At 60.1% G+C, this 19,417-nt stretch carries 20 protein-coding genes; 11 read left to right on the top strand and 9 right to left on the bottom strand.

Annotated features, from left to right (window positions below):
• The first annotated feature begins 65 nt into the window (after positions 1-65).
• The 3 genes from NTD80_RS10440 to NTD80_RS10430 all read left to right on the top strand — a co-directional run bounded on the left by NTD80_RS10440 (position 66) and on the right by NTD80_RS10430 (position 1,933).
• Complete coding sequence (locus NTD80_RS10440; protein WP_262133436.1) at positions 66-713, top strand: c-type cytochrome; 648 nt, start codon at positions 66-68, stop codon at positions 711-713.
• Positions 710-1,624, top strand: a complete 915-nt coding sequence (locus NTD80_RS10435; RefSeq protein ID WP_262133435.1) for a c-type cytochrome — start codon at positions 710-712, stop codon at positions 1,622-1,624. Before NTD80_RS10440 ends, NTD80_RS10435 begins: the two co-directional genes overlap by 4 nt.
• A 78-nt stretch (positions 1,625-1,702) precedes the next feature.
• Positions 1,703-1,933, top strand: a complete 231-nt coding sequence (locus tag NTD80_RS10430) for a hypothetical protein (RefSeq protein WP_065905448.1) — start codon at positions 1,703-1,705, stop codon at positions 1,931-1,933.
• An 11-nt stretch (positions 1,934-1,944) separates the two neighbouring features.
• Here NTD80_RS10430 and NTD80_RS10425 read toward each other — a convergent pair whose 3' ends face one another.
• Both NTD80_RS10425 and NTD80_RS10420 read right to left on the bottom strand, forming a co-directional pair.
• Complete coding sequence (locus NTD80_RS10425; RefSeq protein WP_065905447.1) at positions 1,945-2,226, bottom strand: hypothetical protein; 282 nt, start codon at positions 2,224-2,226, stop codon at positions 1,945-1,947.
• A gap of 144 nt (positions 2,227-2,370) precedes the next feature.
• The gene (locus NTD80_RS10420; RefSeq protein WP_016969599.1) at positions 2,371-2,556 is read right to left on the bottom strand and encodes a hypothetical protein; all 186 of its coding nucleotides are present in this window, start codon (positions 2,554-2,556) and stop codon (positions 2,371-2,373) included.
• Between the two features lie 309 nt (positions 2,557-2,865).
• Between NTD80_RS10420 and galU the strand changes: the two genes are divergently transcribed.
• Both galU and gorA read left to right on the top strand, forming a co-directional pair.
• Positions 2,866-3,705: a UTP--glucose-1-phosphate uridylyltransferase GalU gene (gene galU / locus NTD80_RS10415; RefSeq protein ID WP_003173830.1), complete on the top strand. Its 840-nt coding sequence runs from the start codon at positions 2,866-2,868 to the stop codon at positions 3,703-3,705.
• A gap of 105 nt (positions 3,706-3,810) precedes the next feature.
• Positions 3,811-5,169 carry a glutathione-disulfide reductase gene (gorA, locus tag NTD80_RS10410; RefSeq protein WP_262133433.1) on the top strand — a complete coding sequence of 453 codons (1,359 nt, stop codon included), beginning with the start codon at positions 3,811-3,813 and terminating at the stop codon, positions 5,167-5,169.
• Here gorA and NTD80_RS10405 read toward each other — a convergent pair whose 3' ends face one another.
• Complete coding sequence (locus NTD80_RS10405) at positions 5,170-6,177, bottom strand: DNA-binding protein (RefSeq protein WP_120448666.1); 1,008 nt, start codon at positions 6,175-6,177, stop codon at positions 5,170-5,172.
• 170 nt (positions 6,178-6,347) lie between these two features.
• On the opposite strand from NTD80_RS10405, the gene NTD80_RS10400 reads away from it, so the two are divergent.
• The 3 genes from NTD80_RS10400 (at position 6,348) to ahpF (ending at position 9,670) form a co-directional block, all read left to right on the top strand.
• On the top strand, positions 6,348-7,280 hold the full coding sequence (locus tag NTD80_RS10400; RefSeq protein ID WP_262133431.1) for a site-specific integrase: 933 nt from the start codon (positions 6,348-6,350) through the stop codon (positions 7,278-7,280).
• A gap of 133 nt (positions 7,281-7,413) precedes the next feature.
• On the top strand, positions 7,414-7,977 hold the full coding sequence (gene ahpC, locus NTD80_RS10395) for an alkyl hydroperoxide reductase subunit C (protein ID WP_010210361.1): 564 nt from the start codon (positions 7,414-7,416) through the stop codon (positions 7,975-7,977).
• Between the two features lie 127 nt (positions 7,978-8,104).
• A complete protein-coding gene (gene ahpF, locus NTD80_RS10390; protein ID WP_065905443.1) occupies positions 8,105-9,670 on the top strand; it encodes an alkyl hydroperoxide reductase subunit F in 1,566 nt (521 codons plus the stop codon).
• Positions 9,671-9,731: 61 nt separating this feature from the next.
• Here ahpF and gloA read toward each other — a convergent pair whose 3' ends face one another.
• Positions 9,732-10,253: a lactoylglutathione lyase gene (gene gloA / locus NTD80_RS10385; RefSeq protein ID WP_106803787.1), complete on the bottom strand. Its 522-nt coding sequence runs from the start codon at positions 10,251-10,253 to the stop codon at positions 9,732-9,734.
• Between the two features lie 202 nt (positions 10,254-10,455).
• Between gloA and NTD80_RS10380 the strand changes: the two genes are divergently transcribed.
• Positions 10,456-10,992 carry a DUF4946 domain-containing protein gene (locus NTD80_RS10380; RefSeq protein ID WP_120448664.1) on the top strand — a complete coding sequence of 179 codons (537 nt, stop codon included), beginning with the start codon at positions 10,456-10,458 and terminating at the stop codon, positions 10,990-10,992.
• A 111-nt stretch (positions 10,993-11,103) separates the two neighbouring features.
• Here NTD80_RS10380 and NTD80_RS10375 read toward each other — a convergent pair whose 3' ends face one another.
• Complete coding sequence (locus NTD80_RS10375; RefSeq protein WP_262133428.1) at positions 11,104-11,469, bottom strand: histone-like nucleoid-structuring protein, MvaT/MvaU family; 366 nt, start codon at positions 11,467-11,469, stop codon at positions 11,104-11,106.
• Between the two features lie 198 nt (positions 11,470-11,667).
• The gene (locus tag NTD80_RS10370; protein WP_262133427.1) at positions 11,668-13,209 is read right to left on the bottom strand and encodes an EAL domain-containing protein; all 1,542 of its coding nucleotides are present in this window, start codon (positions 13,207-13,209) and stop codon (positions 11,668-11,670) included.
• A 542-nt stretch (positions 13,210-13,751) separates the two neighbouring features.
• Here NTD80_RS10370 and hppD point away from each other — a divergent pair.
• Entirely contained in the window at positions 13,752-14,828 is a 1,077-nt protein-coding gene (gene hppD, locus NTD80_RS10365) for a 4-hydroxyphenylpyruvate dioxygenase (protein WP_065905432.1), read from the top strand.
• A 55-nt stretch (positions 14,829-14,883) separates the two neighbouring features.
• On the opposite strand, the gene rarD is transcribed toward hppD, so the two are convergent.
• From rarD to NTD80_RS10350, 3 genes are all read right to left on the bottom strand, one after another.
• Positions 14,884-15,765, bottom strand: a complete 882-nt coding sequence (gene rarD, locus NTD80_RS10360) for an EamA family transporter RarD (RefSeq protein ID WP_065905429.1) — start codon at positions 15,763-15,765, stop codon at positions 14,884-14,886.
• Between the two features lie 768 nt (positions 15,766-16,533).
• Complete coding sequence (locus tag NTD80_RS10355) at positions 16,534-17,544, bottom strand: aldo/keto reductase (RefSeq protein ID WP_106803792.1); 1,011 nt, start codon at positions 17,542-17,544, stop codon at positions 16,534-16,536.
• Positions 17,545-17,625: 81 nt separating this feature from the next.
• Positions 17,626-18,528, bottom strand: a complete 903-nt coding sequence (locus NTD80_RS10350) for a LysR family transcriptional regulator (protein WP_262133426.1) — start codon at positions 18,526-18,528, stop codon at positions 17,626-17,628.
• A 101-nt stretch (positions 18,529-18,629) separates the two neighbouring features.
• On the opposite strand from NTD80_RS10350, the gene NTD80_RS10345 reads away from it, so the two are divergent.
• Positions 18,630-19,334: an SDR family oxidoreductase gene (locus NTD80_RS10345; protein WP_262133425.1), complete on the top strand. Its 705-nt coding sequence runs from the start codon at positions 18,630-18,632 to the stop codon at positions 19,332-19,334.
• Positions 19,335-19,417 lie beyond the last annotated feature (83 nt).

The raw sequence follows: 19,417 nt of genomic DNA, 5'->3' as shown, positions 1-19,417 counted from the left end.
TCCCCTACCATTTGTAGGCTTATGCCATAAATGCCTAAGCATATAACTATAAAAATGGAGTCGTGATGATGTCATTGGAACGCATGCTGATGGGCAGCGCGCTGCTGTTGATGTTGGGCAATGCCCACGCGCTGGAGGGGAACAAGATTTTTACCGAGGGAGGATCGCAGCCGGGCGCCATGCCCTGTGTCGCCTGTCATGGTGCTGACGGGCTGGGCATGGCGGCTGCGGGCTTTCCCCGCTTGGCCGGTTTGCCGGCAGCGTACACGCGTAAACAGCTGGAAGACTTCAAGCACGCCAGTCGCAGTCATCCGGTGATGCAGCCGGTGGCAAATGCCCTGACTGACGCGGAAATCGACGCGGTGAGCCTGGCCGTGGCCGCGATGCCTGCGCCTGCGCCGACCTTGGCGCAGCGCAGCGAAATGCCGAGCAACCCCGCGCAGAAGCTCGCCCTGCAGGGCGCATGGGAGCGGCAGATTCCGGCCTGTGTCAGTTGTCATGGGCCGGCCGGCAGCGGCGTCGGCGATGCCTTTCCGCCGTTGGCCGGCCAGCCAGCGGCCTACCTGAAGGCGCAATTGTTGGCTTGGCAGGGCGGCAGCCGACACAACGATCCGAATGATCTGATGGGACACATCGCCAAATCGCTGACGGCAGACGAGGTACAGAGCGTGGCCGAGTATTTCGCGGCGCTCAGCCTGGAGGTGAAGCCATGAAGGCCTTTATGTTGCTCGGAATGCTGGTCGTGTTGCCCGCGCATGCCGCCACCATCGCCATGGAAGACCAGTCGCAACTTCAACCGACGACCGCCCACCCGCCAGCCGCGCCATTCCAGTCGCCCCAGGAAAGCGAACTGCCTGACAACGCCTACGGCAAGCTGGTCCGGCAAGGCTACGCGTTGTTCGTCGATACCCAGCGGCTCGCGCCACAGTTTGTCGGCAACGGCCTCAATTGCAGCAATTGCCACCTCGACCAGGGACGCCTGGCCAATTCGGCGCCGCTGTGGGGGGCTTACCCGATGTACCCGGCCTATCGGAAGAAGAACGACAAGGTCAACACCTTTGCCGAGCGCTTGCAGGGCTGCTTTCAGTTCAGCATGAATGGCGGTACGCCGCCCGCAGCCGACAGCCCCGAGATCACTGCGCTGTCGGTGTACGCCTATTGGTTGGCCAGCAAAGCGCCGTTGGGCGTCGAGTTGCCGGGGCGCGGCTATCCCGACGTGGCGCAGCCAGCCAAAGGTTACGACCTGGCGCAGGGCGCGCAGGTGTACAAAGGGCAGTGTGCGGTGTGTCATGGCGCCGAAGGGCAAGGGCAAAAATTCGGTGACAGCTACGTGATGCCGCCGCTCTGGGGTAAGGATTCCTACAACTGGGGCGCGGGCATGCACCGAATCAACACGGCGGCGTCCTTCATCAAGCACAACATGCCATTGGGCAAGGGCGGCAGCCTGAGCGATCAGCAGGCGTGGGATGTGGCGGCCTACGTCAACAGCCATGAACGGCCGCAGGACCCGCGGCTGATCGAGGGTTCGGTGGAGAAAACCCGGGTGAAGTTTCATGCCAATGATGGGGTCAATCTCTACGGGCAAACCGTAGATGGCGTGCTGATCGGGCAGGGTATCCGTTAAACTGTCGGCCATTCACTGCAAAAATGCCGCGCAACCCCAGGGTTTGCGCGGCATTGGTCTTTTCCTGGAAACAATCTCATGAAGCGCGAACACGTCAGAGCTCATCACGCCGAGGGTCAGATCTCGGCCACCCATGTCATCCAGAATCCCGCCGACCTGGGCGAGTGGATCGTATTCTTCAAGAAAAGCGGCGGGCGCAGTTTCTTCCTGGTCGATGATCAGGATGAAGTCGAGTCATTCGAGCGCCTGGATGACCTGATCGAGACCATTCGCGGCCTGGGCATCAAGTTCGCCGAAATCCACATGTAGGACACGCGTGCCTACTTGCACACCACCACGACGCTGCGGCTCTTGAAGTTGCCGACATCCTTGCCCAGGGTCTTGTCGTCCTCGCTCAGCGCAGGGGTGCCTTCGGTACCGACGATGCGGTAGCCGGTGCCGGCGCAGGACGCATCAGCCTTTTCGTAGCAACTGGCCCAGGAGTTGGCCTCGCCGGAGCAGTCGATCGTCAGGCCTTGTTCACCGTTCTTCAGGTAAACATCAGAGGTGGTGGTGCAGCCGGCCAGCGCCAGTACCGCAATCAGTGCCAGAATCTTGTTCATGTGGGTTCGTCGTCAAAGAGTGTTGGGAGGGGCGCGCTGACAGTGTCGTTGGGCGTTTTCGGCAGATTATAGCGATCTGCCACCTAGGTACAGACAATCGCAAAAAAGCCCCGTTCAACGGGGCTTCTGGTCGTGTCGCGAGCCTTACTTGCCTTTGGGGCGCTTGCTCGACGCGTGGCCAGCTTCATCCACAAACACTTCGGCTACCGCAATCGCTTCACGCTCGGTCGCGAACGTCCCTGCGACGCTGTCTCCGTGGAAGTTGATCAAGTGCCAGCCATCTGCTCGCTGAGTGATCAAGTAGCCGTTCACGCCTTTTGGTTCTGACATCTATTAAGAATCTCGTGGTCTGGTTCAAGGGCCTAATGATAGCGCCAAATGTCGCGGGTCGGCGCAAGTTATTCTAGGTCAGTGTTACCGGTTGAAAAGCGTGCTAAAAAGGTTGCAGGCCTTGGTGATGACAAGGTGCAGGCAGTTTTTGCCGTGTTGGTGATAACGCTCTTCGTAAGATAAGCGGAACTTACGCTGACATTTTTTCTCTATGTTGACATCGCAACGCCAGCAGGACCCATTGTAAGGTGACTGCGGCCTGATTAGACTGCGCCGAATTCGTACGCACAGCCCTTTGTAAGGACCCATATGATCAAGAAATGCTTGTTCCCAGCAGCCGGTTACGGCACTCGCTTCTTGCCAGCGACCAAGGCCATGCCCAAAGAGATGCTGCCGGTGGTGAACAAGCCACTGATTCAGTACGGCGTCGAAGAGGCACTGGATGCCGGTCTGAACGAAATCTCCATCGTGACTGGCCGTGGTAAGCGCGCGCTGGAAGACCACTTCGACATCAGCTATGAGCTGGAAAACCAGATCAAGGGCACCGACAAGGAAAAATACCTGGTCGGTATCCGTAAACTGCTCGACGAGTGCTCGTTCTCCTACACCCGTCAGACCCAGATGAAAGGCCTCGGCCACGCCATCCTGACTGGCCGCCCGCTGATCGGTGACGAACCGTTCGCCGTGGTCCTGGCGGATGACCTGTGTGTCAACCTGGAAGGCGACGGTGTGCTGACCCAGATGGTCAAGCTCTACCAGAAGTACCGCTGCACCATCGTTGCGGTCATGGAAGTGAACCCGACCGAAACCAACAAGTACGGCGTTATCGCCGGCGACGACATTGGTGATGGCCTGATCCGCGTTCGCGACATGGTTGAGAAACCAGCACCGGAAGATGCGCCATCGAACCTGGCGATCATCGGTCGTTACATCCTGACCCCGGACATCTTCAAGTTGATCGAAGAAACCGAGCCAGGCAAAGGCGGCGAGATCCAGATCACCGACGCCCTGCTCAAGCAAGCCAAAGACGGTTGCGTGATTGCCTACAAATTCAAAGGCCAGCGTTTCGACTGCGGTGGCGCTGAAGGCTACATCGAGGCGACCAACTTCTGCTACGAGCACTTCTACAAGACTGGCAAGGCTTACTGATTCACGGTAAGCGTCGCCTGCTCTAAAAAAGCCACCTTCGGGTGGCTTTTTCGTTTTTCAGCCCCATGTAAGTCGGTATGCTGATGTCCTGCCGAGGAGAGTGAAATGGCCTACGATTTTGACCTGTATGTAATTGGCGCCGGTTCCGGCGGTGTTCGCGCGGCGCGCTTTGCTGCGGGCTTTGGCGCCAAGGTGGCCGTGGCGGAAAGCCGCTACCTGGGCGGTACCTGCGTTAACGTCGGCTGCGTGCCGAAAAAACTGCTGGTCTACGGCGCGCACTTTGCCGAGGATTTCGAGCAAGCCAGCGGTTTCGGCTGGTCGCTGGGTGAGGCAAACTTTGATTGGGCGACGCTGATCGCCAACAAGGACCGCGAGATCAATCGCCTCAACGGCATCTACCGTAATCTGCTGGTCAACAGTGGCGTGACGCTGCATGAAGGGCATGCGCGCCTGGTGGATCCGCACCAGGTGGAAATCAATGGCGAGCGCTTCACCGCCAAGCACATCCTGATCGCCACCGGTGGCTGGCCGCAGATTCCGGAGATTGCGGGCCGTGAGCACGCAATCGGTTCGAATGAAGCGTTCTTCCTCAAAGAGCTGCCCAACCGCGTGCTGGTGGTGGGCGGTGGCTACATTGCCGTCGAGTTCGCCGGGATTTTCCATGGCTTGGGTGCGCAGACCACGCTGCTGTACCGCGGTGACCTGTTCCTGCGCGGCTTCGACGGTTCGGTGCGCACGCACCTGAAGGAAGAATTGACCAAGCGCGGCTTGGACCTGCAATTCAATGCCGACATCGAACGCATCGACAAACAGGCCGATGGCAGCCTCAAGGCCACGCTGAAAGACGGCCGTGTACTGGAAGCTGATTGTGTGTTCTACGCCACCGGCCGCCGCCCGATGCTGGACAACCTGGGGCTGGAGAACACCGGGGTCAAGCTCGACAAGCGGGGCTTTGTCGAAGTCGACGACCTGTACCAGACCGCTGAATCATCGATCCTGGCAATCGGCGATGTGATCGGTCGCGTGCAACTGACGCCGGTGGCCCTGGCCGAAGGTATGGCCGTGGCGCGGCGCTTGTTCAAGCCTGAGCAGTATCGCCCGGTGGATTACGCGATGATCCCGACGGCGGTGTTCAGCCTGCCCAACATCGGCACCGTTGGCCTGACCGAAGAGGAGGCCAGGGACAAGGGGCATAAGGTCCAGATCTTTGAAAGCCGCTTCCGTCCGATGAAGCTGACCTTGACCGATTGCCAGGAGAAAACCCTGATGAAGTTGGTGGTCGATGCCGACACCGACAAGGTGCTGGGCTGCCACATGGTCGGTCCGGATGCTGGGGAAATCGTGCAAGGCTTGGCGATCGCGCTCAAGGCGGGCGCGACCAAGCAGCATTTCGACGAGACCATCGGCGTGCATCCTACGGCGGCGGAAGAATTCGTCACCATGCGCATGCCTGTGGCCAACTGATCAGGCGTTGGGTGTTGCTTCTGGCGTCGTTGCAACGACGGCGGCCAGGCGCAACGCCTCTATCGTCGCCTGGGCCTTGATCAGGTCCAATTCCAGGGTTTTATGGCTGTGTTGTTGTTCGGTCAGCGCGTCCTGGCGTGACTGGCTTTCCAGCACGGCTACGCGCAAACGCTCTTGCAGCAGCGTGCGTTCGCTATCAATCAGGCTGACCTGTTCGCTCAACGCGAGCTGTCGAGCCTGATCCTTGCGGCTTTGCTCCTGCAAGGCGCTCAGTTCCTTCGCCGTGACCCGGTGCTCGATCAATAGCCGCTCATTGTCGCGGTGCAACTGGGTAATTTCATCCTGACGCACCATGGCGCTCTGCTGGGCCTGGCGCAATTCGGCTTGCAGTTGTTGCAACTGGCCCTCGTGGCGGCGCTGTTCCTGTTCGCGTTGCTCCTTGATGGCGTTGCGGTAGTGCTCCAGCGCATCGCGGGCGTGCAGGTGCTTTTCTTCCAGTGAACGAATCTGTTCGTCCTTGTCATTGATGCGTAGCTCGTAATCGCTGCAGGCCTGGCTGAGCCCGGCGTTGCGGGTTTGCTCCGTCTGCAGGCTGGTGCTGGCGGTTTGCAGCGCTGCGCTTTCTTCCGCCAGGGCGGCGGCCTGGATATCAAATTGCTGCTGGAGCTGGCCTTGGGCTTCTTCAAGGGCCTCTACCTGGGCGAGCAGGGCGGTTTTCTGCTGCTCGAACTGCGCCAGGGCCAGGTCGATGGGCTCCTGGGCCTTGTCTTTCAGGCGCTGGGCCAGGCGCGCAACCAGCTCGCCAAGCTCGTCATCAATCGGCGCCTCGGTAATGGTGAGGCGGCTTTCACTGTCGTCCAGCTCCTTCAAATAGCGATGAATCGTGGTTTTCGAGCCGGTATTGCCCATTTCGATGCGTACTGCATCGATGCTGGGGTTTTCGCCACGGGCGAGGATTGCCAGGCGTGCCGTTTGAACTACTGCTTTGTTGATGCCGCCGCGAGCCATGGGGTCTCCGTCGATTTAGTACTGTGGTATGTAGTATGTATATACGTACTATATCACGAATGAAATCGGCTTTAAATTCATGATTTCACAGATGGGATATTGGCGTATTATCCCGTGTCATAGCCGTTTTGGTTGCCGATACACCCCATTGCCGTACGAATAGGCCCTGCATGAGCGATCTGGATCGTTACCTCAACGCGGCGACCCGCGATAACACGCGCCGCAGCTATCGCGCGGCGATCGAGCATTTCGAGGTGAGTTGGGGCGGATTCCTGCCGGCCACCAGTGACAGCGTCGCGCGGTATCTGGTGGCGCATGCCGGGGTGCTGGCAGTCAACACCTTGAAGCTGCGGCTCTCGGCGTTGGCGCAATGGCACACCAGCCAGGGGTTTCCCGACCCGACCAAGGCGCCGGTAGTGCGCAAGGTGCTCAAGGGCATCCGCGCCGTGCACCCTGCGCAGGAAAAGCAGGCCGAACCGCTGCAGCTCCAGCAGTTGGAGCAAGTGGTGGCGTCTCTCGACGCCGAGGCTGCCCGCGCCAGCGCCGATCAGGATCAGCCGCGCCTGCTGCGCGCCAAGCGCGACACCGCGCTGATCCTGCTGGGCTTCTGGCGCGGCTTTCGCAGCGATGAGCTGTGCCGCCTGCAGATCGAACACGTACGCGCCACGCCCGGTGCGGGGATCAGCCTGTATCTGCCCCGCAGTAAAAGCGACCGCGACAACCTCGGCAAAACCTACCAGACCCCGGCGCTGCTACGCCTGTGCCCGGTGCAGGCCTACGGCGAATGGCTCAGCGCTTCGGCCCTGGTGCGTGGTCCGGTGTTTCGCGGGATTGATCGCTGGGGCAACCTGGGCGAGGAGGGCTTGCACCCCAACAGTGTGATTCCACTATTGCGCCAGGCGCTGGAGCGCGCCGGCCTGCCTGCCGAGCAGTACACCAGCCACTCGCTGCGTCGCGGCTTTGCCACCTGGGCGCATCGCAGCGGCTGGGACTTGAAGTCATTGATGAGTTACGTCGGTTGGAGCGACATGAAATCTGCCATGCGCTATGTTGAAGCGACGCCCTTTCTCGGCATGACCTTGGCGACGCAACCGCTGCTTTGAGATTTCTTCTATTAATACAGTTACCTGATAGGGAAAACCAATCGTCAGCATCAGGTTTGCCAATGAGCCAACCGCCGAGAAGGTGGGTAGGATTCACCTCATCAACTTCTTAACCCCTGACGGAGAGTCAACGATGCCTATCATCAACAGCCAAGTAAAACCGTTCAAAGCTACCGCATACAAAAACGGCAACTTCGTAGACGTGTCGGACGCTGACCTGAAAGGCAAATGGTCGGTAGTTTTCTTCTACCCAGCTGACTTCACCTTCGTTTGCCCAACCGAACTGGAAGACCTGGCTGACAACTACGCCGAATTCCAGAAACTGGGCGTCGAAATCTACAGCGTTTCCACCGACACCCACTTTGCCCACGCTGCCTGGCACAACACCTCGCCAGCCATCGGCAAAATCCAGTACACCATGATCGGCGACCCAACCCTGACCATCTCGCGCAACTTCGACGTGCTGATCGAAGAAGCTGGCCTGGCAGACCGTGGCACCTTCGTAATCAACCCAGAAGGTCAGATCAAGATCGTTGAGCTGAACGACGGTGGTGTTGGCCGTGACGCTTCCGAGCTGCTGCGCAAAATCAAGGCTGCCCAGTACGTTGCTGCCCACCCAGGCGAAGTGTGCCCAGCCAAGTGGAAAGAAGGCGAAGCCACCCTGGCTCCGTCCCTGGACCTGGTCGGCAAGATCTAAGTCTGTGAAGTATCAAGGGCGGGTTTCCGCACTTAAGTAAGCTGCATCCGCCCTCAAAACGCCCGGGCGAGATTCGCTCGGGCGTTTTTTTGTCTGCAATAAACCGAATTAATAGGAAATCGCCCGTATGTTGGACGCCAATCTTAAAGCTCAGTTGAAGTCATACCTGGAACGGGTCACCCAGCCGATCGAGATCGTCGCCTCCCTCGACGACGGTGCGAAATCCCAGGAAATGCTGGCCCTTTTGCAAGATGTAACCAGCCTCTCCACGCTGATTACCCTGATCACCGATGGCAACGATGCGCGCAAGCCTTCGTTCTCCATCAACCGCCCGGGTGCCGATATCAGCCTGCGTTTCGCTGGCATCCCCATGGGCCATGAGTTCACTTCGTTGGTGCTGGCCCTGCTGCAAGTCGGTGGCCACCCGTCGAAGGCCAGTGTCGAAGTAATTGAACAGATTCGTGCGCTCAAGGGCGAGTTCAGCTTCGAGACGTACTTCTCGCTGTCGTGCCAGAACTGCCCGGACGTGGTCCAGGCGCTGAATCTGATGGCCGTGCTCAACCCGAACATCCGCCACGTCGCCATCGACGGCGCGCTGTTCCAGGCTGAAGTTGACGAGCGCCAGATCATGGCGGTGCCAAGTGTCTACCTCAACGGTGTGAACTTTGGCCAGGGCCGTATGGGCCTGGAAGAAATCCTCGCCAAGCTCGACACCAGCGGCATCGAAAAGGCTGCCGAGAAAATCAGCGCCAAAGATGCCTTTGATGTGCTGGTGGTCGGCGGTGGCCCAGCCGGTTCTGCGGCGGCTATCTACGCCGCACGTAAAGGTATCCGCACCGGTGTAGCGGCGGAGCGTTTCGGCGGCCAGGTGCTGGACACCATGTCCATCGAGAACTTCATCTCGGTGCAGGAAACCGAAGGCCCGAAACTCGCCAGCGCCCTCGAGGCCCACGTGCGTCAGTACGACGTGGACATCATGAACCTGCAGCGCGCCAGCAGCCTGGTGCCAGCGAAAAATGCCGGCGACCTGCACGAAATCCGCTTCGAAAGCGGTGCGACCCTGAAGTCCAAGACCGTCATCCTGGCGACCGGCGCCCGCTGGCGCGAAATGGGCGTGCCAGGCGAGCAGGAATACAAGGCCAAGGGCGTGTGCTTCTGCCCGCACTGCGATGGCCCGCTGTTCAAGGGCAAGCGCGTGGCGGTGATCGGCGGCGGTAACTCCGGCGTTGAAGCGGCCATCGACCTGGCCGGTATTGTCAGCCACGTAACCTTGCTCGAGTTCGACAGCAAGCTGCGCGCCGATGCGGTACTGCAGCGCAAGCTGTACAGCCTGCCCAACGTTGATGTGATCACCAGCGCGCTGACCAGCGAAGTCAAAGGTGATGGCCAGAAAGTGACCGGCCTGGCCTACAAGGACCGTGACAGCGGCGAGTTCAAGACCATCGACCTGGAAGGAATCTTTGTCCAGATCGGCTTGCTGCCTAACACCGACTGGCTCAAAGGCACCGTCGAGCTTTCGCCCCGTGGCGAGATCATTGTCGACGCCCGTGGCGAGACTTCACTGCCAGGCGTATTCGCCGCCGGTGACGTCACGACCGTGCCGTACAAGCAGATCGTGATTGCCGTAGGCGAGGGCGCGAAGGCTTCCCTGAGCGCTTTCGATCACCTGATCCGCACCTCCGCCCCGGCGTAAATCCGGCGCCGCAAATGAAAAACCCCATGAGCGATCATGGGGTTTTTTATTGCGTGGGGCTTTACAGCGGCGCTGGCTGAATGATCTCGACCCAGTACGCGTCCGGGTCCTTGATGAACGCCAGGCTTTTCATGCGGCCATCACTCAGGCGTTTCTGGAAGTCGCAGCCCAGGGCTTCGAAGCGCTCGCACGCCGCCACGATATCCGGCACCGAGATGCAGATATGGCCAAAACCACGCGGGTCGGTGTTGCCATTGTGGTAGGCGAAGTCGGCGTCGTTTTCGGTGCCGTGGTTGTGGGTCAGTTCGAGGATGCCCGGGATCGACTTCATCCATTGGGTCCGTTGTGCGGCATCGGCCGGGATCTGGGATTTGTCGACCAGGGCCAGGAAGTACAGGCTGAATTCGGCTTCCGGGAAGTCGCGTTTCTCAACCAGGGAAAAACCCAGGACGCGGGTGTAGAAATCCAGCGACTTGGTGATGTCCTTGACCCGCAACATGGTGTGGTTGAACACAAAGTTTGCAGTGGCGGTGTCAGGTTGGGCGGTGACGCCCGGGAAGGTGTTCAATTCGTGCAGGCTCATGGGCCCTCCAGAAAAAAATGGGGCAAACGCGGCTCCAGTGAAAAGCGAGGAGCGATCCCTTGGCTTGCGGCAGGCATCCGTGCAGCCGAGCCATGATACGCAAGGCTCGGCGGTGGCGCCAAATGAAAAAGCCGCTGCAAGCCTTGCGAGCTGCGGGTGGCGGGCTCACACTTTGTCGCTTGAACCTTGGGTATTTGTCGCAATGATCGAATTTCGTAAACCGCTGTTGAGTGCCGTATGCGTGCTGTTGGCCAGCCCCGTGGTCATGGCGGCCGATCCGGAAATCCATTGGCCCAGCGGCTGGCAAGTGGAAGAAGTCGTGCCTGACGACCAGGCCCCGGCAGCGCCCGCCACGGTGTCGCGCCAACGGGCGATCAAGAACGATGAAAACGGCACGACCTTGATGGTCATGGAACTGACCGGCACCCCCATCGAGGCCGGGCATAAAGTTAATCTTCAGGGCGTATTACTGGAAATGCGCAAATCCATCCAGAAGGACTTTGCCCAAGGTGGCTATCAAAGCGTCTGCACCAAGATGCACCCAACAACATTGAGCCGACTTGACGCGCTGGAAACTACTTGTGTGATTACCGAGAACGGGCGACACGTGCTGTCACAAACATTGGTGGGCGCTGTTGATACCGATAAGGCCTATGTTTTTTCATATGCGGGGCAGGCGCAAACCTACGAAGCGAGCAAGGATGAAGTCAGTTCGGTGCGCGACAGCCTGAAACTTTAAATCGGTTATGTCGATCGATCTTGAATACGGTGAAATGTTATTTAAGTTTGCGTTCGAACCCTCCAATAAAAAAGCCCCGCATCGGCGGGGCTCTTTATGGGTAGTGCCTGATCACTTGCGCAGCCATGACTCTACAGTGGCTGCACCGTGCTCTTCTTTCCAGGCCTTGAGGCCGCGGTGGTTGCCGCCTTTGGTCTCGATCAGCTCGCCGGTGTGCGGGTTCTGGTAGACCTTGACGACGCGTGCGCGGCGCTGTTTTGGTGCGGCGGTGGCTGCAGCGCTGGCCTTGCCCAGGTTAGGGTCAAGGATGGCGATGATGTCACGCAGGCTCTTGCCGTAAGTCTTCATCAGGCCCTGGAGCTTTTCTTCGAATTCGATTTCTTTTTTCAGGCCGGCGTCGTTCTTCAGGGATTCCAGCTGGGCGAGCTGCTCTTGAAGGGCTTTTTCTGCTGCGCGAAATTCGGCGAGTCTGGACAAAATAGGTACTCCAATAGTGTTGTTGGCTGATATCAATTACAGACAAAGCTATAAGCCAAGCGCTTTAAGGCAACTCAGGAAAGACGCCTTCCTGCGAGTTCTGCACAGGCAGGAAAAATTGTAGTAGTTAATGCGCTACGAGTAAATCACGTCTTTTGTATTACTTACATTATTTCAACCTGTCTAGTACCGGGCTATTCATTGGTGGCCGAGGGATTTAATCAATTCATCGCTGGGCACAGGCTTTCCGAACAGGTAACCCTGCAGGAAATCCACGCCACGCGCCGCCAGGTATTCGCATTGCTCGATTGTTTCCACACCTTCGGCAACGATGCCCAGATCGAGCTTGCCGGACAGTTCTATGATGCTGTCGAGAATATGCCGGGAGAGTGCATCGGCGCCGATCATGGCGACAAAACTCTGATCAATCTTCAAATAGTCCACATTGAAGTTGCGCAAGTAGCCCAGGCTGGAATGGCCCGTACCGAAGTCGTCAATGGCGATCATCACCCCCAGTTCATGCAACGCATCGAACAGGCGGCGGGTAATATCCGTGGGTTCGATCAGCTCGCGCTCGGTCAACTCCAGTACCAGGGTGACCTGGCCAACAGGAAAGGCTGCCAGAAACTCTCGGCAATCGTCCACCAGCGCCAGGTCCTGGCAGTGGCGGGCGGTAATATTCACGCCAATATGAAACCCCGGGCTGAAGCGCGCCGCGTGGGGTGCCAGTTGTGCGGCGGTCTGGCGGAGCAGGGCGCGCGTCATCGGCACAATCAGCCCGCATTCCTCGGCGAGTGGAATAAACAGGTCCGGCCGTACCAGGCCTTCCTTCGGGTGCTTCCAGCGCATCAGCACTTCACAGCCCGCCCACTCCCGCGTGTCGCCGCGTACCACGGGCTGGAAGTACGGGACGAATTCATTCGCCCCCAGCGCCCGTTGTAATTCATGGGTTGGCGCGGTCACGCGCTTTTGCAGGGCGTGCCCAAGTACGCCGGCCAACAGGCCAAAAAACACCACCAGGCTGAACATTGCAGGGTATCGGTCCTGCATATAGCGCCACACTTCACCGGCCGGCATACCGGCGTCGACACTGTAGCGATAGCGCTCGGACGCCAGGTGATGATGGGCCACGGCAAACACCGGTACCTGCGTGTTGCGCACTTTGCCGTCGGCGCCCAGCCAGTTGGGTCCGACCTGCAGGATCAGGTTCGCATAACGGCTGATCAGGCGCAGCGCGTTGGTCAGGTGGTAGCCGTCGATCGAGGCAAACGCGGCTTTGTCGCCCTCCACCAGGCGGTACACCAGCAAGGCCGTATCCGGCGTCACCGGGTTGCCGTTCATCAACCACAGCCGCCCATCCACGTAGTCATCCGGGTTCACCCGCGACTCGTACTGGCTGCCGAACAGCGAGCTGCAATAGATGTTTTTCTGCCAGGACAATGTGGTTGCGCGCACAAACGGCCGGCGTGTGACCTGCTCGCGCAGTGCCAGTTGCGCACTGCTGTCGCACGGCTGTCCGGCGAGTGGCAGCAATTCCTGGGCGGCGAGGGCGGTGTTGTCGAGCATCAGGTCGAATTGGCGCAGGGCTTCCTGCGCGGTCTGCGCGGTGCTTTTCTCAAGGGTGCGTTCGGCTTGCCAGTGCAGGATGAGCACACCCAGCAGGATGGGCAGCAGCCCGCACAGCACACTGATCGAATGGCGAGTGAAGGACTTTCGAGGGCCTGTGACAGTCAGGGGCATGTATTCCGGGCCTGTTGCGCGAGAGGGCGGTGACGGTGGGGCAGTCAGGGATGCCCGGATGATAGACGGCCCGGTTCAAATATGCTCGTTAGCGCCAGCGATTGTGCGATCTCGGTAGAGGCCGGGGCGGCAGGCGAGGACCGCTGGCGGTCCCGCACCGCCAAGCCGATACGACGCGGCACCCCGGCGACAGGCGCCGGTATACGTAGCGCTGGTCAAGATCGCGCGGCAACGCTGCTGGGCAGTAACCTGTGCAACAAACCGCTTGCGCAGGCCAAGGCAATAGGGATTTGATGAAGACTGCGGACAAACACGGTTACGCTGTGTAGAATCGATTTACGCATACAAGAATATGGACTTGCGCTCACGCAAGCCTCGGCCGTCAGAGACTGATGACACCATGAAGCTACTCGGCTCCCCCCTCATCTTTGGTGACTTCCTCGCCCGCAGTGTGCGAGGCCTTTCCTGCGCGCCTCCCTTCGACCTCATCCTTGCTCGCAACTAATCAATTGCTACCCAACAAGAATGATGAGGCACCGAACATGACCGACCATTTAGACAACCCAATGGGCCTGATGGGCTTTGAATTCATCGAATTCGCATCGCCGACCCCCGGCACCCTGGAGCCGATCTTCGAGATCATGGGCTTCACCAAGGTCGCGACCCACCGCTCCAAGAATGTGCACCTGTACCGCCAGGGCGAGATCAACCTGATCCTCAACAACGAGCCCAACAGCATTGCCTCCTACTTCGCGGCGGAGCATGGCCCGTCGGTGTGCGGCATGGCGTTTCGCGTCAAGGATTCGCAGCAAGCCTACAACCGCGCGCTGGAGTTGGGTGCGCAGCCGATCCATATCGAAACCGGCCCGATGGAACTGAACCTGCCGGCGATCAAAGGCATCGGCGGCGCGCCGCTGTACCTGATCGACCGCTTCGGTGAAGGCAGCTCGATCTATGACATCGACTTTGTCTACCTCGACGGCGTAGACCGCAACCCGGTCGGTGCCGGCCTCAAGGTCATCGACCACCTGACCCACAACGTGTATCGCGGCCGCATGGTCTACTGGGCCAACTTCTACGAGAAACTGTTCAACTTCCGTGAGGCGCGCTACTTCGACATCAAGGGTGAATACACCGGCCTGACGTCCAAGGCCATGAGTGCGCCGGACGGCATGATCCGCATCCCGCTGAACGAAGAGTCGTCCAAGGGCGCCGGGCAGATCGAAGAGTTCCTGATGCAGTTCAACGGCGAGGGCATCCAGCACGTGGCGTTCCTCACCGACGACCTGGTCAAGACCTGGGACGCGCTGAAGGGCATCGGCATGCGCTTCATGACCGCGCCGCCGGACACCTACTACGAAATGCTCGAAGGCCGCCTGCCGAACCACGGTGAGCCGGTCGATCAACTGCAATCGCGCGGCATCCTGCTGGACGGCTCGTCGATTGAAGGCGACAAGCGCCTGTTGCTGCAAATCTTCTCGGAGACCCTGATGGGCCCGGTGTTCTTCGAGTTCATCCAGCGCAAGGGTGATGATGGCTTTGGCGAAGGCAACTTCAAGGCGCTGTTCGAATCCATCGAGCGTGACCAGGTGCGTCGTGGTGTACTGACCGCCGACTGAGGGTAAAAAAGCCCGGCCGGGATTGCTCCCGGCCGGGCTTTTTATTGCCTGCGGATCAGGCTTTGCGTTGACGCACCAGATGCTTGAAGCCTTCATAGACAAGCACCATTACCGCCAGCCAGATCGGGATATAGGTCAGCCATTGGCCACCCTTGATCCCTTCGCCCAGCAGTAACGCCACTGCCAGCAACAGCACCGGCTCGACATAGCTGAGCAGCCCGAACAGGCTGAACGCCAGCAACCGGCTGGCGATGATGTAGCTCACCAGCGCCGATGCGCTGATCAGCCCCAGCGTTGGAATCAAGGCATACAGCTTGGGATAGGCATCGAGCACGGCAAACCCCTGTTCGCCGCTCTGCACGAACCACCAGGCCACCGGCAGCATCAGTGCCATGTCCAGCCATAGACCGCCCAGGTGATCGGTGGACAAGTATTTACGCACCACGAAGTAGACCGGGTAGCCGATGATCACGACCAGCGTGGCCCAGGAGAAACCGCCGGCCTGATACAGCTCATTGAGCACGCCGAGCGCGGCGAACACGACGGCGATCTGCTGCAGGCGCGACAACCGCTCGCCGTACACCAGGCGCCCCGTCAATACCATGGTCAGCGGCAACAGGAAGTAACCCACCGACACATCCAGGCTGCGCCCGTTCAGTGGCGCCCACATGAAGAGCCACAACTGCACGCCGAGCAATGCCGAAGACAGCACCACGCCGCCGATCAACCGCGGCTTGGCCGCCAGCCTGCGGAGCAATTCCCACACACGGCGCCATTCGCCGCTGACGATCATGAACACCGTCATGCACGGCACGGTGAGCAACATGCGCCAGCCGAAAATCTCCAGGCCGCTCAACGGCGTGAGCAGCGACGTAAAGTAATACATCACGGCAAACAACACCGACGCCGCCACGGATAAAACAACACCTTTAGACACACTGTCCTCGCCAAAACCGGTTGCTACAAAAGAAGAGAGAAATTCAGGAAGGGATTATGGAGCTTTTGACGGGAGACGGTTGCGCTGTTTTGGGGCGTTTTGCGCGAAAATTTTCATGGGGCGAGATTTGGAGGGGGTGATAGAGACAAACCTCCTTGGGTGAACCCACTTCCCATTGCGGGCCGGCTTGTCATGGCGAACGGGCTTCCTGTGGCAGCCGGGCCTGTCCTGGCGAGCGCGCTTGTTGTGGCGAGCGGGCTTGTTGTGGTGAGCGGGCTTGCCCCGCGTTGGGCTGCGAAGCAGCCCCAGTCAGCGAGCGCGCGGTGGATCAGGTACTCCTCGCCGACTGGTTTTGGGGCGGCTTCGCCACCCAACGCGGGGCAAGCCCGCTCACCACATGAAGCCTGGTCACCACACTAAGCCTGTTTGCCACCACGAGCCTGTTCACCGTGTTGCGCGGTAATTTTCATGGGCCGAGGTTTGGAGGGGGTGATAGAGACAAACTTCCTTTGGTGAACCTACTTCCCGCGGCGGGCCAGTTTGTTGTGGCGAGCGGGCTTGTTGTGGTGAGCGGGCTTGTCGTGGTGAGCGGGCTTGCCCCGCGTTGGGCTGCGAAGCAGCCCCAGTCAGCGAGCACGCGGTGGATCAGGGACTCCTCTCCGACTGGTTTTGGGGCGGCTTCGCCACCCAACGCGGGGCAAGCCCGCTCACCACAGGAAACAAGCTCAGCATAAAAAGCCCCGCTTGCTACAGCGCTCTATTCCCCGCTTACAAACGAGCTATCCGCCCAGACACAAAGTGCCCCACATCATTGAATCCCGGTGTGGACGAGTGCCCTGGCGTCACCAGCGAATCGATGAAGGCTTCATCTTCCGCCGAGATCTTCACGTCGAGCGCGCCGATGTAGGCATCCCACTGTGCTTCCGTGCGCGGCCCGACAATCGCCGAGCTCACCGCAGCATTGTTGAGCACCCAGGCGATCGCAAACTCGACAATCCCCACGCCACGGCCTTGGGTGTACTGCTGGATCTGCTGGGCGATGCGCAACGACTCCACGCGCCATTCGGTTTCCAGGATGCGTTTGTCCTGGCGCGCTGCGCGGCTGCCGGCCTCGGGGGTTACATCCGGCGCGTACTTGCCGCTGAGTACGCCACGCGCCAATGGGCTGTAAGGCACCACGCCCAAGCCGTAGGCGGCGGCCGCAGTGATCTGCTCGACCTCGGCCTGGCGATTGACGATGTTGTACAGCGGCTGGCTGATCACCGGCTTGTCCACGCCCAGGCGCTCGGCGACGCGAATCACTTCGGCGATGCGCCAGCCGCGATAGTTGGACAAGCCCCAATAGCGGATCTTGCCCTGGCGAATCAGGTCACCTATCGCCGACACCGTGACGTCAAGCGGCGTGTCGTGGTCTTCGCGGTGCAGGTAGTAGATGTCGAGGTAGTCGGTGTCCAGGCGCGTCAGGCTGGCTTCCAGCGCATTGAAGATGCGCTTGCGGCTCAAGCCACTGCGATTGGGCAGGCCGTCGGTGGGGCCGATGGCGACTTTGGAGGCCAGTACCCAATCCTCACGATGGCGCGCAATGGCCTCGCCGACGATTTCCTCGGAGCGTCCGCCGGTGTAGACGTCCGCCGTGTCGATAAAATTGATGCCCTGGTCCCAGGCTTTGTCGATGATGCGCAGCGAGTCCTCGGTGTTGGTCTGTTCGCCAAACATCATGGTGCCCAGGGTCAGGGCGCTGACCTTCAGTCCGGACTGGCCCAATGTGCGGTAAATCATGCAAAGCTCCTCAAGGCAGGGAAACGTGACCTATGCAATACCAGACTCGAGGGCTCTGGAACAAGCCCTGCGCGCGTTTCTTCATTCGTGCAGCAACGCCTCGCAGCGTGCCTGCAAAAACCGGTGCAGCACTTTTACCCGCTCCGACACCTGCAGGCGGTGCGGGCACATCAGGTTGAACGGTGTGGGTTCGCCCTGCCAGTCAGGCAGCAACGGCACCAGCCGCCCGGCGTTGATGTCGCGGGCAACATCCAGGTTGGCCTTATAGGCGATACCGTGGCCGGCCAGGGCCCAGCGCCGCACGATCTCACCGTCATCGCTGAGGTAGTCACCGCTGACCTCGACCTCCTGCAACTGCGCGCCCTGGCGGAAATACCAGGTGCTGTTGGCGCGGCCGCGACGCATGTAGCGCAGCGTGCTGTGCTGCGCGAGGTCCGCCGGTGTGCGGGGTGTGCCGTGGCGTGCGAGGTAGTCGGGGCTGGCACATGCGATGCGGTGGTGGCCGGGCACCACCGGCAGCGCCACCAGGCTGGAATCCTGCGGCACGCCAAAGCGCAGGGCAATGTCGACGGTGTCGCGAAACAGGTCGGCGTTGCTGTCATTGAGCAGCAGTTGCAGGCGGATAGCCGGGTGTTCGACCTTGAATTCATCCAGCCAGCCCAGCAATACATTGCGCCCGAAGTCCGAAGGCGCCGCTAATTGCAACAGGCCGCTGAGGCTCTGGCCTTGCTGTTTGATTGCTTGCTCGCCCTCGGACAACGCTTCCAGCGCTACGCGCACGCTGTCCAGGTAGCGCCGGCCTTCTTCGGTGAGGCGCATGCTGCGGGTGGAGCGCGCGAGCAGGCGAATACCCAGGCGGGTTTCCAGGCGTTTGAGCGCGATGCTCGCCGCGGCCGGCGTCAGGTTAAGGCTGCGTGCGGCGGCCGAGAGGCTGCCGGTGTCGGCGGTGCGTACAAACACGTCCAGATCGAGGATCGAGCTCATTTGTAAAAATCCTTTAAAGATCTTGTCGTTTTACCGGGATTTTTCGTCGATTGCCAAGCTGGGAAGATGAACGCTCACTTTCTGACCCAGGACACTTCTCCATGACTTCTTCCCTCAACGGCAAAACGGTGATCGTCATCGGCGGCAGCAGCGGTATTGGCGCCGCCGTGGCCAAGGCCGCCGCAGCACGTGGCGCCCAAGTGGTACTGGCCGGGCGTCGCTTGTCTGCGGGCAACGAAAACGGCCTGCGCAGCGAGCCGGTAGACGTTACCGATGCCGCCTCGCTGCAGCGACTGTTCGAAAGCGTGGGGCGGTTTCATCATCTGGTCTATACATCCGGGCCATCGGTGCGCGCCAAGACGCTGGCCGAGACCGACCTGGATGAGGCCCAGGCAAACTTCAATGTGAAACTCTGGGGTTCACTGCGGGCCATTCAACTGGCGCTGCCGTTTCTCGACGAGCATGGCAGTATCAGCCTGACCTCGGGTCAGTTGGGTCGTAAATTCGTGGCCGGCCAGTTCATCAAGACCGGCATCAATGCGGCCACCGAAGCCCTCGGCAAGCAGTTGGCCAAGGAGCTGGCACCGCGCCGCGTGAATGTGGTCAGCCCGGGGGTGATTGATACGCCGGCGTATGCCGGGTTGGCTGAAGACCAGCGCCAGGCGATGTATGCCAAGGCCGGCGGGGCGTTGCCGGTAGGGCGTGTGGGGCAAGCGCAAGAGGTTGCGGCCGGGTATGTGTTGGCCATGGAGAATGGCTTTATGACCGGCGCGATCATCGACATCGACGGCGGCGGGCGGTTGTAAACACTGAGCAAACTGTGGGAGCTGGCTTGGCTGCGATGCAGGGGGTGTTTTTTAACGCGCTCTTGCCCGCCACCCGCCGCCCC

The sequence above is a fragment of the Pseudomonas sp. 13B_2.1_Bac1 genome (assembly GCF_025466155.1).
Classification (GTDB): domain Bacteria; phylum Pseudomonadota; class Gammaproteobacteria; order Pseudomonadales; family Pseudomonadaceae; genus Aquipseudomonas; species Aquipseudomonas aylmerensis.
Note: the sequence above shows the minus strand (reverse complement) of the source record. Positions and strands in the feature narration are given on the sequence as shown.